The 12,699-nt window shown below is 60.4% G+C and carries 12 protein-coding genes; 7 read left to right on the forward strand and 5 right to left on the reverse strand.

The window, feature by feature from the left end:
- Positions 1–12: 12 nt before the first annotated feature.
- Together glyA and ACR3FB_RS21935 are read left to right on the forward strand one after the other, a co-directional pair.
- Entirely contained in the window at positions 13–1,308 is a 1,296-nt protein-coding gene (gene glyA / locus ACR3FB_RS21930; RefSeq protein WP_480565427.1) for a serine hydroxymethyltransferase, read from the forward strand.
- An 18-nt stretch (positions 1,309–1,326) separates the two neighbouring features.
- The gene (locus tag ACR3FB_RS21935; RefSeq protein ID WP_170484982.1) at positions 1,327–2,304 is read left to right on the forward strand and encodes an HpcH/HpaI aldolase/citrate lyase family protein; all 978 of its coding nucleotides are present in this window, start codon (positions 1,327–1,329) and stop codon (positions 2,302–2,304) included.
- 11 nt (positions 2,305–2,315) lie between these two features.
- Here ACR3FB_RS21935 and ACR3FB_RS21940 read toward each other — a convergent pair whose 3' ends face one another.
- Positions 2,316–3,299, reverse strand: a complete 984-nt coding sequence (locus ACR3FB_RS21940; RefSeq protein ID WP_480565429.1) for a GlxA family transcriptional regulator — start codon at positions 3,297–3,299, stop codon at positions 2,316–2,318.
- 111 nt (positions 3,300–3,410) lie between these two features.
- On the opposite strand from ACR3FB_RS21940, the gene bcoG reads away from it, so the two are divergent.
- The 4 genes from bcoG (at position 3,411) to ACR3FB_RS21960 (ending at position 7,889) form a co-directional block, all read left to right on the forward strand.
- Positions 3,411–4,328 (forward strand): 3-dehydrocarnitine:acetyl-CoA trimethylamine transferase BcoG, encoded by a 918-nt coding sequence (gene bcoG / locus ACR3FB_RS21945; protein ID WP_170718808.1) that lies wholly within the window; start codon positions 3,411–3,413, stop codon positions 4,326–4,328.
- Positions 4,325–5,089: an SDR family oxidoreductase gene (locus ACR3FB_RS21950; protein ID WP_170472306.1), complete on the forward strand. Its 765-nt coding sequence runs from the start codon at positions 4,325–4,327 to the stop codon at positions 5,087–5,089. Before bcoG ends, ACR3FB_RS21950 begins: the two co-directional genes overlap by 4 nt.
- Positions 5,086–6,510 carry a carnitine 3-dehydrogenase gene (locus ACR3FB_RS21955; RefSeq protein WP_480565431.1) on the forward strand — a complete coding sequence of 475 codons (1,425 nt, stop codon included), beginning with the start codon at positions 5,086–5,088 and terminating at the stop codon, positions 6,508–6,510. The genes ACR3FB_RS21950 and ACR3FB_RS21955 overlap by 4 nt, the downstream gene beginning before the upstream one ends.
- 152 nt (positions 6,511–6,662) lie before the next feature.
- The gene (locus ACR3FB_RS21960) at positions 6,663–7,889 is read left to right on the forward strand and encodes a peptidoglycan-binding domain-containing protein (RefSeq protein ID WP_480565433.1); all 1,227 of its coding nucleotides are present in this window, start codon (positions 6,663–6,665) and stop codon (positions 7,887–7,889) included.
- 223 nt (positions 7,890–8,112) lie between these two features.
- Here the strand turns inward: ACR3FB_RS21960 and ACR3FB_RS21965 are convergent, their stop codons facing one another.
- The 4 genes from ACR3FB_RS21965 to ACR3FB_RS21980 form a co-directional block, all read right to left on the reverse strand.
- Positions 8,113–8,712: a rhomboid family intramembrane serine protease gene (locus ACR3FB_RS21965; protein ID WP_480565435.1), complete on the reverse strand. Its 600-nt coding sequence runs from the start codon at positions 8,710–8,712 to the stop codon at positions 8,113–8,115.
- Between the two features lie 80 nt (positions 8,713–8,792).
- Positions 8,793–10,421: an FAD-binding oxidoreductase gene (locus ACR3FB_RS21970; RefSeq protein ID WP_480566897.1), complete on the reverse strand. Its 1,629-nt coding sequence runs from the start codon at positions 10,419–10,421 to the stop codon at positions 8,793–8,795.
- Between the two features lie 20 nt (positions 10,422–10,441).
- Complete coding sequence (locus ACR3FB_RS21975; protein ID WP_480565439.1) at positions 10,442–10,918, reverse strand: nuclear transport factor 2 family protein; 477 nt, start codon at positions 10,916–10,918, stop codon at positions 10,442–10,444.
- 34 nt (positions 10,919–10,952) lie between these two features.
- On the reverse strand, positions 10,953–11,573 hold the full coding sequence (locus ACR3FB_RS21980) for a glutathione S-transferase family protein (RefSeq protein ID WP_480565441.1): 621 nt from the start codon (positions 11,571–11,573) through the stop codon (positions 10,953–10,955).
- A gap of 113 nt (positions 11,574–11,686) precedes the next feature.
- On the opposite strand from ACR3FB_RS21980, the gene ACR3FB_RS21985 reads away from it, so the two are divergent.
- Positions 11,687–12,586, forward strand: a complete 900-nt coding sequence (locus tag ACR3FB_RS21985; protein WP_480565443.1) for a LysR family transcriptional regulator — start codon at positions 11,687–11,689, stop codon at positions 12,584–12,586.
- Positions 12,587–12,699 lie beyond the last annotated feature (113 nt).

Below are 12,699 nucleotides of genomic sequence, written 5' to 3' on the forward strand. Positions count from 1 at the left end.
GAGGACTGCGTCATGAACGCGCCCAATCGTTTAAATGGTTTTTTCACCCAGTCTTTGTCGGACCGTGATCCTGAGCTTTTCGGTTCGATCACGTCCGAGCTGGGCCGTCAGCGCGACGAGATCGAGCTGATCGCGTCGGAAAACATCGTCTCTGCCGCCGTGATGGAGGCGCAGGGCTCTGTGATGACCAACAAATACGCCGAAGGCTATCCTGGCCGTCGCTACTATGGCGGCTGCCAGTTCGTCGATATCGCCGAAAACCTGGCCATCGACCGCGCGAAAGAGCTGTTTGGTTGCGGCTTTGCCAACGTGCAGCCGAACTCGGGCAGCCAGGCCAACCAGGGCGTATTCCAGGCGCTGATCCAGCCCGGCGACACCATTCTAGGCATGAGCCTCGATGCCGGTGGTCACCTGACCCACGGTGCCCGCCCGAACCAGTCGGGCAAGTGGTTCAACGCCGTGCAATACGGTGTGCGCGAAGAAGACAACATGCTGGACTACGATCAGGTCGAGGCGCTGGCGAAAGAGCACCAGCCCAAGCTGATCATCGCAGGTGGCTCGGCCATCCCGCGCCAGATCGACTTTGCCCGCATGCGCGAGATCGCCGACATGGTCGGCGCCTATCTGCACGTGGACATGGCGCATTTCGCCGGTCTGGTGGCCGCAGGCGAGCATCCCAGCCCCTTCCCGCACGCGCATGTGGCGACCACGACAACCCACAAGACCCTGCGTGGACCTCGTGGGGGTATGATCCTGACCAATGATGAAGATATCGCTAAGAAAGTGAATTCGGCGATCTTCCCCGGCATTCAGGGTGGCCCGCTGATGCATGTGATCGCAGGCAAGGCGGTTGCCTTCGGCGAGGCTCTGCGCCCCGAATTCAAGACTTACATCCAGCAGGTGATCACCAACGCGCAGGCGCTGTCGGATCAGCTGATCAAGGGCGGTCTGGACACGGTGACCCATGGCACCGACACCCATGTGGTGCTGGTCGACCTGCGCCCCAAAGGCGTGAAGGGCAACGCGACCGAAAAGGCTTTGGGCCGCGCGCATATCACCTGCAACAAGAACGGCGTGCCGTTTGATCCGGAAAAGCCGACCATAACCTCGGGCATCCGTCTGGGCTCGCCCGCCGGTACTACGCGCGGCTTTGGCGAGGTCGAGTTCCGCCAGATCGCGGACTGGATCATCGAAGTGGTCGACGGTCTGGCCGCCAATGGCGAGGACTGCAATGCCGAAGTCGAGGCCAAGGTCAAAGCCGAAGTCGCCGACCTCTGCGCTCGCTTCCCTATCTATCCGAACCTGTAAAACCAAGGATTCTTAACCATGAGCTTTCACCCAATCGAACAGGCTCCGGCCCGTCTGAACCGTAGCGAACTGGCTGTTCCGGGCAGCCAACCGGGCATGTTTGAAAAAGCGGCCAAGTCGGATGTGGATGTGATCTTCCTGGATCTGGAAGACGCCGTTGCGCCCGACGAAAAGGAACAGGCCCGCAAGAACATCATCGAGGCCCTGAATGACATCGACTGGGGCAACAAGACCATGTCGGTTCGGATCAACGGGCTGGATACTCATTACATGTATCGTGACGTGGTGGATGTGGTCGAACAGGCCGGTCAGCGTCTGGACCTGATCATGATCCCCAAGGTCGGCACCGCCGCGGATGTTTACGCCGTCGACATGCTGGTCACCCAGATCGAGGACGCCAAAGGCTACAAAAAGCGGATCGGGTTCGAACATATCATCGAAACCGCGCTTGGCATGCAGAATGTCAGCGAGATTGCTGCCGCATCGAAACGCAACGAAAGTCTGCATTTCGGGGTTGCCGACTATGCGGCCTCGACCCGCGCGCGGACAACCATCATTGGCGGTGTGAATCCGGATTACTCGGTGCTGACCGATGCCGACCCTGAGGGCGGCCGCATGACCCATTGGGGTGATATGTGGCACTACGCGCTGGCGCGTATGGTTGTTGCGGCGCGCGCAAACGGCCTGCGCCCGATCGACGGCCCGTTCGGTGATTTTCAGGACCCCGCTGGCTATCGCGCGGCGGCAAAGCGCGCAGCGGTTCTGGGTTGTGAGGGCAAGTGGGCCATTCACCCCAGCCAGATCGCGCTGGCCAATGAGGTCATGTCGCCTTCGGATGCCGAGGTGGACAAGGCCAAGCGGATTCTCGTCGCGATGGCCGATGCAGAGGCGGCAGGCAAGGGCGCTGTCTCGCTGGACGGTCGCCTGATTGACTATGCCTCGATCCGGCAGGCGGAAGTGCTGGTTGAAAAGGCAGGTCAGATCGCTGCCGCGTGATCTGCCAAACGTTAGACGGAGCGGGCTGTCCCATCGGACGGCCCGTTTCGGTTTTGCGGGCGAAAGGCGCTGATCGGGCGGCCGAATTCACGGGTGAACGACCGCCCCAAGGCCGACGCGCAAGAAAACCCGCATCTTAGGGCAATCTGTTCGACACTCAGTCGCGTTTCCTGCGCCAGATAGCGCGCATGTTGCAGACGATAGAGCTTGTAGTATTTGCCAGTCGTCATCCCCAGCTCATCTGCAAATGCGCGGCTGAGGCTGCGCTCGGAGAGCGAGACGCGTTCGGCCAGTTCAAAGGTTGTCAGCGGAGTCTCGACGTTTTCGGCAATGACATTCAGGGCGTCCAGCAGTTTGGGCGACCCACGATCCTGCAATTGTTGCGAACCACGCTTCAGCTCGGACTGGCGGGCAGGGTCGTAGATGAACATGTTCGAGGCATCAAATGCGGCGGCGGGGCCGAACAGGTTCTGGATCAGGTCTAGGGTCAGTTCCAGCGCCGTGCTGGCCCCTCCGCAGGTCAGAAACGGTCCGGAATGGACAAACCGGGCGCTGGACACGTTCACTTTGGGAAAGCTTTCGCGAAAGGCATCAAACTCTTGCCAGTGGATCGTGGCTTGGTGCCCGTCCAGAACTCCGGCTTCGGCTAAAATCCAAGCCGCGGTATCCAGGGCCAGAACGCGCTTGGCAGTCCGAACAGCCTGTCGGATCGCAACTAGAAGCTCTCTATTGATTTGCTGCCGGACGCGGTAACCGGCCACAATGACCAGCGTTCCGGTCGATTTTGCTGGGTCGAAGACCCGATTGGGAGAAACTTGTATTTCGCTCGAGCTTTCCACGGGTTCGCCGTTCAGGCTGGTGATCTCCCAACCCGGACTGGCGTAGAGCGCGCGCATCTTGACGTCCCGCAACGGCTCCAGCGCGCTGGCCAGAACCATGTTGGAAAACCCGTCCAGCAACAGGAACTCGAAATGCTCTTGAGGGGATGACGACAAAAGTATTCCTCCTGACGAGAAATGTATCGCCCGTTTCGGAGTTTTGAAAGTAGCGTTGCCGCATTCAGTCGCCTTCCAAGGCGCGATTCCTGCTGATCGAAGGACAAAGATATGCCCCTTGCCATGAACCGTGAAGTTTTCATCACCTGTGCCATCACCGGATCGGGTGGGACGCAGGACAAGTCTCCGCATGTACCGCGCTCGCCAGAGCAGATTGCCAACTCGGCCATTGATGCGGCCAAAGCAGGGGCCGCTGTTGTGCATTGCCACGTGCGCGACCCGGAAACCGGCGTGCCCTCGCGCGATCTGGGCCTGTACCGCGAGGTGACAGACCGCATTCGCGATGCTGAGGTCGACGTGGTGCTGAACCTGACGGCCGGTATGGGCGGTGATATTGTGTTCGGCCCGACCGAGAGCCCGTTTCCGGTCAATGAAGCGGCCACTGACATGATCGGCGCGACGGAGCGGATGGCCCATATCGCCGAATGCTTGCCCGAGATCTGTACGCTCGATTGTGGCACCATGAACTTTGCCGAGGCGGACTATGTGATGACCAACACCCCCGGCATGCTGCGGGCGATGGGTCAGATGATGACCGATCTTGGCGTGAAACCAGAGATCGAGGCCTTCGACACTGGCCATCTATGGTTCGCCAAGCAATTGGTGAAAGAGTGTATTCTGGAGCCCAACGCTCTGGTCCAACTGTGTATGGGTGTCCCGTGGGGTGCCCCCAACGACATCAACACCTTCATGGCGATGGTCAATGCGGTGCCGTCTGATTGGACATGGTCGGCCTTCTCGCTGGGACGCGATCAGATGCCCTACGTTGCGCAATCGGTTCTGGCGGGTGGCAATGTCCGCGTCGGGCTTGAGGACAACCTGTTTCTGGAAAAAGGCGTTCTAGCCACCAATGCACAACTGGTCGAACGTGCCGTGACGGTGATCGAGAACATGGGCGCCAAGATCATCGGCCCGGACGCCGTGCGCGAGAAACTGGGCTTGACCAAGCGCGCTCCCGTCGCGAAATGAACAGGCGCGTTCTTGTAACCGCAGGCGCGGCTGGCATCGGCCGCGTCATTGCGGAGCAATTCATTCAAGACGGATCACGGGTCGCGGTCTGCGATGCAGACCCTGCCGCGGTTCAGAGCTTTGCCGAAGTGCATCCCGGCAGTATCGCCGTGGTGGCCGATGTCACCTCGGAGTCCGCCATGGACGCCTTCCTGAGTTCCGTTGAGGCGGAATGGGGCGGCATTGATGTGGTCTGCGCCAATGCCGGTACCGGCGGCCCCGCCGGGCCGATCGAAGATCTCGCCTATGACGCGTGGCAGCAATGCCTCGCCACCAACGTGCACGGTGCATATCTGACCTGCCGCTGGGCGGCGCGGGTCATGAAGGCGCAAAAATGTGGCCTGATCGTCATGACCTCGTCCACCGCTGGGATCATGGGCTATCCGATGCGGTCGCCCTATGCGGCGGCGAAATGGGCCCTGATCGGTCTGACCAAAACCCTCGCGATGGAGCTTGGCCCCTTTGGCATCCGCGTCAACGCGATCTGCCCCGGTGCTGTTGAAGGCGACCGGATGGAGCGTGTGCTGGCCAACGAGGCTGCAGCCCATGGTCAGAGTATTGAGACCATGCGCGCCGCCTACGTGACCGGCGTGTCCATGAAAACATGGGTCACGGCGCAGGACGTGGCGAACAGCATACATTTCCTTGCCTCGGAGGCGGGGACCAAAATCTCGGGACAGGTTCTGTCCATTGATGGCCATACGGAGACACTTGCGCCATGACACAAAAAGCAACCATTATCGGCGGCGGCGTGATCGGCGGGGGCTGGGTTGCCCGGTTCCTGCTGAACGGCTGGAACGTTTCGGTCTTTGACCCGGACCCGGAAGCCGAGCGCAAAATCGGCGAGGTGTTGGCCAATGCCCGCCGCGCCTTGCCCGCCCTTTATGACAAGGCGCTGCCAGCCGAGGGCACTCTGACTTTTCATGACGATATGGGCGAGGCTTTGGCCGGCGCCGCGTGGGTTCAGGAAAGCGTGCCCGAGCGTTTGGACCTCAAGCACAAGATCCACGCGCAGATCGACAAGCTGTCGCCTGCCGATGCGGTGATCGGGTCTTCGACCTCGGGGTTCAAACCCTCTGAACTGAACGAACACGGCGGTCGTGTCGTCGTCGCGCACCCGTTCAATCCCGTCTACCTGCTGCCTCTGGTCGAGCTGGTGGGGGTTGCCGACACATGCGCCAAGGCGTCTGATATCCTGCGGTCCATCGGTATGTATCCGCTGACCGTCCGCAAAGAGATCGATGCGCATATCGCCGACCGTTTCCTCGAGGCCGTCTGGCGCGAGGCGCTTTGGCTGGTCAAGGATGGCGTCGCCACGACTGAAGAAATCGACGAAGCGATCCGTATGGGGTTTGGTATCCGCTGGGCGCAGATGGGCCTGTTCGAAACCTACCGCGTCGCGGGTGGCGAGGCAGGGATGAAACACTTCATGGCGCAATTCGGCCCGGCCCTGCAATGGTCCTGGACCAAGTTGATGGATGTGCCGGAATTTACCGATGAACTGGTCGACCTGATCGCGGGTCAGTCGGATGCGCAATCCGGCCATATGTCGATCCGCGAATTGGAGCGTCTGCGCGATGACAACCTGATCGGGATGATGCGCGCGCTGAAGAAAACCGGCAGCGGTGCGGGCGGCGTTCTGAACGCGCACGAAGCGATGTTGCCTGACCCCGAAGGTGATGATCTGCCGATCACCGTGGATCGTGTCATCCCGCAAAGCTGGACAGACTATAACGGCCACATGAATGAGGCTCACTATATCGAGGTCTCGGCCCAGGCGACGGACAATTTCATGCTGATGATCGACGCGGATGCAGATTATATCGCGGAGGGCAACAGCTACTTCACGGTTGAGAACTTCGTGCAGTACCACGCGGAATTGCATGCAGGGGATCGTCTGACCGTCACAACGCAGGTTCTGCGCGGTGAAGGCAAGAAAATGCACCTGTTCCACCGTCTGCACGGCCCGGATGGAGAGGTCGCGGCCACTGTCGAAACCCTGCTGCTGCATATGGATCTGAACGCGCGCAAGACCTCTCTGCCGACCGAGGATGTGGCCGCGAAACTGACCGCTTTCGCCGAAGATCACGCCAAGCTGCCAGCCCCTCAGGGGGCGGGCCGCCATGTGGGGCAACGGGGCTGATACCAACGCGTGCCGCCTCTGGTTTCATGAATCCAGAGGCGGCATCTACTGGCGGGTCGATCTGCAAAGATCCTGATCCGCCTTTTTTCCGCATGCCCGGCGGCGTTGTGCTATAATTTCCTCCAATTGTTGTTGTGTTTTGGAGGTAAATTATGATTTTTCGTTTAGTGGCAGCACTTTGTTTGACCTTCGCTTTGTCGACCGCGAATCCCCAGATTGCCAGGGCAGACGCGGGTGACTTTATCGGCGGCGCGGTCGTCGGAGGCGTGGTTGGCTACGCGATCGGCAAAGATCAGCAAAAGAAGAAAGCGCAGCGCTCGACCACCCGGACATATCGGCCAAGCATTCCATCCACCTCGCAAGGGGCGCAGACGCAAACGGCGCTCAACTATTTTGGCTACAACGCAGGGCGGGTTGATGGTCAGGTGGGTGCCGGCACGCGAGCTGCAATCCAACGGTATCAGGCTTCAATGGGATACCCGGTCAACGGCTATGATTTCCAACCCTATCAGCGCGATTTCCTGATGCAGGCTTATTACTGGGGAACAAGTGGCGGTCAGGCCAGCACTCAGCTTTCCGGTCAGCCTTTGTTGATGGCCTATCGTCGGCAAGTCCAAACGGGCACAGCTGTGGCCGCTGCTCCGCAACCCGCGCCGCAACCTGTCGCACCTGTGACTGCAACGGCGGCACCTGCGGAACCCGCGCCCGAACCTGAAGTGACCGAAACGGCCACTGCAGCCCTGCCGAGCCTGTTTGCCGGCGGCACCGGTGGCCCGTCTCTGGCCAACCGTTGTAGCGCGGTGATGCTGCAAACGTCGACCAATGGCGGCTACACGACGTTAGCGAACATGTCGGACCCCGATTTTGCCCTGAGCGAGCAGTTCTGTCTGGCGCGCAGCTACGCCATGGCGCGGGGTGAAGATCTGATGGAGGACATTCAGGGCCTGACACCGGATCAAGTGACCGCGCAATGCGAAGCCTACGGTGAGATGCTTGCACCTCAGGTCGTCTCCCTGTCGTTGACGTCTAAAACCGAGGCCGAAACGCAGATGCGCAAGCTGGCGTTGGATTCTGGCCTAAGCCCCGAGGACATTGCAGCGACAAGCAAGGTCTGTCTGGCGATGGGCTACCGTCAGGACAATATGGACAGCGCAGTAGGCTCGGCATTGATGCTGGTTGCCATGGGTGAACCTGCCTATGGAGAGTTGATCGGTCACCACCTGCGCGAAGGCTTCGGCGTGCAAGAGCGTCGCGATCTGGCAATGCAGTGGTATGATGCAAGCCTGTCCGCGCTGGATGCCGGATCTCAGGCCGTGTTCCTGCCGTCACAATCGGATCGCCCGGAATTGCTACGGGCAGCGATGACAGAAGCACAGTAGGTCTGGCTGACCCATTCCGCGGGCGCATGGATCGCCCGCGGTTTTTCCATCGCCTCAATAACAGGAACCCTGATCGGGTGCCGCGCAGACCGGTGGACTGCGTGACCTGTTCGAAGTCTTAGATTTCGTAGGGGCTAGTGGCAAACCCCTTTGGTGCGGGCAATTCCTACCGCCAAGGGTGTGTCAGTGATCCGCAATCAACCCCTTTTCCCGCGATGCTTGTCTATGGTTGGTCCACGTTCAAAATCCGGGGGGCATGTACATGAGTTCGGACGAGTAAGGCCGCAGCTACGCCTGCGATTGCGCCGAACAGATGCGCCTCCCACGAGATGCCGAGCTGGCCGGGCAGAACGCCCCAAAGGATTGATCCGTAAAGCAGCCCGACCACCATGGCCACGGCAAGGGTCACGGGCGACCGATCGACCACGCCGCGCGCGACCAGAAAGCCGAACCACCCAAATACCAGCCCGGATGCGCCGATATGGATGGCTGTGTTTCCGAACAGCCAGACCAGCGCTCCGCCCAAAGCGATGATGACGGCGTTCACGACCAATAGCGCCCGCGTTGCTGTAGCCGCCAGCAAGGCGCCCATCAGGATGAGAGGAGGCGTATTTGAAATGAGATGCGGAAAGCTGGCATGCAATAGTGGCATGCCAAAGATCCCGTCCAACCCGGTGATCTGCCTTGGGATCAGCCCGAACGCGAGGTTCAGGCGGTACCCAACTGCCCAGTTGGGAACCTGAATCGCCCAAAGTGCCGCAATGAACAGCGCCAGAACCTTGAACCGCGAAAAAACAACGCTTTTACCGTTTTTATCAATCATCTGAGATAGATAATCCCAGCAGGGAGAACGATCAATATGCCTTGCAGGATGGTCGGATCAGAGCGCGGTCGCTGACGCGCTCAGGTAGAAAAGACCTCGAAATGGATCTGGTTTTCCTCTACCCCTAACGCTTCAAGGCCGGATTTCAGGTCGGTCATGAAATCCAACGGACCGCAGAGCAAGTACTGAGCGTTGGGACCGGCGTTCAATGCAACCAGTTCCTGCGCCGTGATCCGGCCCTTGATGTCAAAATCCTGTCCCGCCACATCCTGGGCCTCGGGCGCGCTGTAGTAGATCCGTTTCCGTGCGGTCGGGCTGGTGGCAATCATGTGATCAGTTTCGCCGCGCAGCGCGTGAAACCGTCCGTTGCGCGCGGCATGTATGAACCAAACCGGACGGTCAGGGCGCTGCGCCACAGTCTGATGCAGCATTGCGACCATCGGGGTCACGCCAACTCCGGCGCTGATTAGGACAAGGGGGCTGTCACCGGAGGGGATCAGGAATTCTCCGGCAGGCGGTTTGGCCTCGATCACGTCACCCACTTGCACCATGTCGTGCAGAAACCGGGACGCAGCACCATTAGGCTCACGTTTCACAGTGAACCTGTAGTGGTCCTCGGTCGGGTTGCCGGACAGGGTGTATGTCCTTCGCAGTTTGGTGTCATGCGTCGGAACGCTGAGCACAATCGGCAGGTGCTGCCCTGCCTCAAATGCGGCAAGTGAACTTCCATTTGCAGGTCGCAAATGAAATGAGGTGATCCCCTCTGCCTCGGCAATCTTGTCCGTAACCACCAGCTGCCTCGATGGGGTCGGCTCAGCCGACCATCTCAACGACAGCGCGTTTGGTCGGTCAATAACGGTGTCGACCTGTACGTCGATCATGCGCAGAATATTGGGGTCACGCGCCTCGGCCGGAGCCCAGTCGATCTCGGCCCGCCCGGACAGATGCAGCAGCCCTCCGGTCGCGAAATCGACGAATAGCAGCCCGATGCGGGGGTTCTCCAACAGGTTGCCAATCGTGTTGAAGAAGTTGTTGCCGGAATAGTCGGGAATACGCAGACGGTTTGGGCCGACCACGTGGACAAAGCCGGGTGACCCGCCGCGATGAGAGGCATCAAACCCGTTCGACGCCGCCTGTTGTGGACCATGCCGACCGGACCCGATGAACAGGGTATCCGAGGCGCTGATACGGGCGATCTGCGCGGGGTCGAGGTGGTCAGAGATCACCGCTTCTGCAGGTTTATTGGTGGCCACCCGCCGCCAGTCACGTTCGTTGATATACTGAGGGCAGTTTCCGAAGCTCTGGCGAATGTCGATTGCGAAACCGGTGTCGGTTGGGCGGGTCCGACCGCTGAACCTATTGCGTCGCCGCGTTGCCAGCTCGATGCCGACAACGCCGATATCAGCCCCTTTTCGCAGGCTTTCTGCCAACGGATCACGAGGGTCGATCACGGTATCAACCGTCAGTCTGCGGGGATCAGGCGAATGAACGAACCCGTCCTCGCCTTCGATGATCGTCGCCCATATGCGGCCTTCTGCATCGCTGGACGCAGCCACCAGAAACGGCTGCGCCTGATAGAAGGCACGATGCTGGTCGGGCAAGTGGTCGCGAATGTACAGAGCGGCCCTGCGGGCTATGTCGCCCGCACCCGTCCGCATCTGCGCCGCCAGTTCGCCCGCGTGAAACGGAGTATCCGTGCCCGACATCATCGTACCTCCTTGGTGTGTGTTTAAAGGCCCAGCTCGCTCAGCCCCGAATGGTCGTCCGGGCGGCGGCCCAGAGGCCAGTGGAACTTGCGATCATCCTCTGTGATCGGCAATTCGTTGATGCTGGCAAAGCGGTTGGCCATGTAGCCATTCTCGTCGAATTCCCAATTTTCGTTGCCGTAGGCCCGGAACCAGTGCCCGCTGTCATCACGGTATTCATAGGCGTATCGCACCGCGATGCGATTGCCGTCATGGGCCCAGAGCTCCTTGATCAGGCGATAGTCCAGTTCCTTGTTCCACTTGCGGGTCAGAAATGCCTCGATCTCGGCGCGGCCAACAGGGAATTCGGCCCGGTTGCGCCATTGGCTGTCCGGCGTGTAGGCCAGCGCGACCTTGGCCGGGTTACGGTCATTCCAGCCGTCTTCGGCCAGACGGACCTTTTCAATCGCGGTTTCGCGGGTGAAGGGCGGTAGAGGGTGGCGGGGGGCTTCTTTTGTCATTGCACTTCTCCGATGCGGTGTCTGGCGCAAACGTTCAGGCGACGAGGCCCACGGCCGTGGCTGGCATCGGCTCAAACCCGTCCAGCGCCTCAAACCGGGCGATCCATGCCCGCACATTCGGATAGGGGTCGAGCGAGACATTCCCCTCAGGCGCGTGCGCGGTGTAGGAGTAGGCGGCGACATCTGCGATGGTCGGTCGGTCGCCAACCAGCCAGTCGCGGCCTTCCAATCCCTGTTCAAGCTTTTGCATTGCCTTGGCTGCGGTTGCGGCGGCGAAATCGACGTCCAGAGGCGCACCGAACACCGTGATCAACCGCGCCGCGGCGGATCCGAATGCGATCTCTCCCGCGGCGAGGGTCAGCCAGCGCTGCACCGCCGCCTCGCCCACCGCGTCGGTCGGCATCCAGTCGGGCGCGTATTGCCGGGCGAGGTATACGAGAATCGCATTGGAATCCGAGACTACAACATCGCCATCCTCAAGCACCGGGACTTGCCCGCTGGGATTCATCTCCAGAAACTCGGGCGATTTATGAGCGCCTGCGGCCAGATCGACGAAAACGGCCTCATGGGCGATACCGGCCAGCTTGGCAAAGACCAGGGCGCGGTGCGCGTGGCCAGATTTCGGAAAGTGGTGGATACGTACTGCGTTCGACATGTGTCAGCTCCTGTCATGCGCGGATTTGCTTCTGTGGCTTAGATACAGCTTGCCATCATGGGCGATAATGCGCAGTTTTAGGGGATCATTAAGCCCTAGGAGGGCGTAATAATATGGACAAGATCGACCGAATGCGCGCCTTTGCGCTGGTGGCGCAGAATGCCTCGTTCACATTGGCGGCCCAGCGGCTTGGGCGGTCGTCGCGTCTGGTCAGCAAATACGTGGCCGATCTGGAGGAGGCCCTGGGCGTTCAGCTTCTGAACCGAACCACCCGCAGCGTATCCCTGACGGATGCGGGGGCGACCTACCTGGCGATGTGCGAACCGCTTCTGGACGGGTTTGACGAAATGGAGGAGGCAGTGCGCAATGCGCAGACGTCCTTACGCGGAGTGATACGGATTTCTGCGCCGACAGGGTTCGGGTCACGGCGGCTGGCCCCGTCGCTGGCGGCTTTTGTCGAACAGCACACTGAGGTCGAGATTGATCTCAACCTTTCAGACCGCCGGGTGTCGATAATAGAAGAGGGTCTGGATTTGGCGATCCGGATCGGGCCGACACGAGACAGTTCCCTAAAGATGCGCCGGTTGGGGCCGATGCCGCTGATTGTGTGTGCGTCTCCGGACTATCTTGAACGTGCAGGTGTGCCCGCGCATCCAAGTGCCCTTGCAACCCATGAGTGCATTCTGGACGGCAACATGAGCGACCCTGCAGTCTGGCGGTTTGCCGTCGATGGCAACGAGGTGGCGGTGCACGTCAATGGTCGCTTACAGGCCAATGCGCCCGCAGCTTCTGCAAGGTTGGCTGCTGCAGGAGTGGCCGTTGCCAGATGCCCGGCCTACACGGTGGCGGATGCCCTCAAGTCCGGGGAATTGGTCGAGCTGTTCGCCGAATACCGCGTCACACCTTATGTCGTGGCTGCGCTTTTTCCGCAAAACCGGCGCCTTACCACGCGGGTCCGCGCGTTGATCGACCATCTGGCGCGCGATGACTTGATCTGCAACGCCGGGGCGTGACGGCTATGCCTTCAGGTGCCTAGACCCTTGACCAATCCCTGGCCCCTTGTTTTCGTAGGGTCGAGCGATGGGCAACTCTCACCTGCACTGAGGGAACGCCCGCAGCCGTGGAA

The sequence above is a fragment of the Ruegeria sp. AO1 genome, from assembly GCF_056535985.1.

Coding starts and splice junctions, on each gene's coding strand:
- glyA (WP_480565427.1), top strand. CDS start 13: ATGAACGCGCCCAATCGTTTAAATGGTTTTTTCACCCAGTCTTTGTCG.
- ACR3FB_RS21935 (WP_170484982.1), top strand. CDS start 1,327: ATGAGCTTTCACCCAATCGAACAGGCTCCGGCCCGTCTGAACCGTAGC.
- bcoG (WP_170718808.1), top strand. CDS start 3,411: ATGCCCCTTGCCATGAACCGTGAAGTTTTCATCACCTGTGCCATCACC.
- ACR3FB_RS21950 (WP_170472306.1), top strand. CDS start 4,325: ATGAACAGGCGCGTTCTTGTAACCGCAGGCGCGGCTGGCATCGGCCGC.
- ACR3FB_RS21955 (WP_480565431.1), top strand. CDS start 5,086: ATGACACAAAAAGCAACCATTATCGGCGGCGGCGTGATCGGCGGGGGC.
- ACR3FB_RS21960 (WP_480565433.1), top strand. CDS start 6,663: ATGATTTTTCGTTTAGTGGCAGCACTTTGTTTGACCTTCGCTTTGTCG.
- ACR3FB_RS21965 (WP_480565435.1), bottom strand. CDS start 8,712: ATGATTGATAAAAACGGTAAAAGCGTTGTTTTTTCGCGGTTCAAGGTT.
- ACR3FB_RS21970 (WP_480566897.1), bottom strand. CDS start 10,421: ATGATGTCGGGCACGGATACTCCGTTTCACGCGGGCGAACTGGCGGCG.
- ACR3FB_RS21975 (WP_480565439.1), bottom strand. CDS start 10,918: ATGACAAAAGAAGCCCCCCGCCACCCTCTACCGCCCTTCACCCGCGAA.
- ACR3FB_RS21980 (WP_480565441.1), bottom strand. CDS start 11,573: ATGTCGAACGCAGTACGTATCCACCACTTTCCGAAATCTGGCCACGCG.
- ACR3FB_RS21985 (WP_480565443.1), top strand. CDS start 11,687: ATGGACAAGATCGACCGAATGCGCGCCTTTGCGCTGGTGGCGCAGAAT.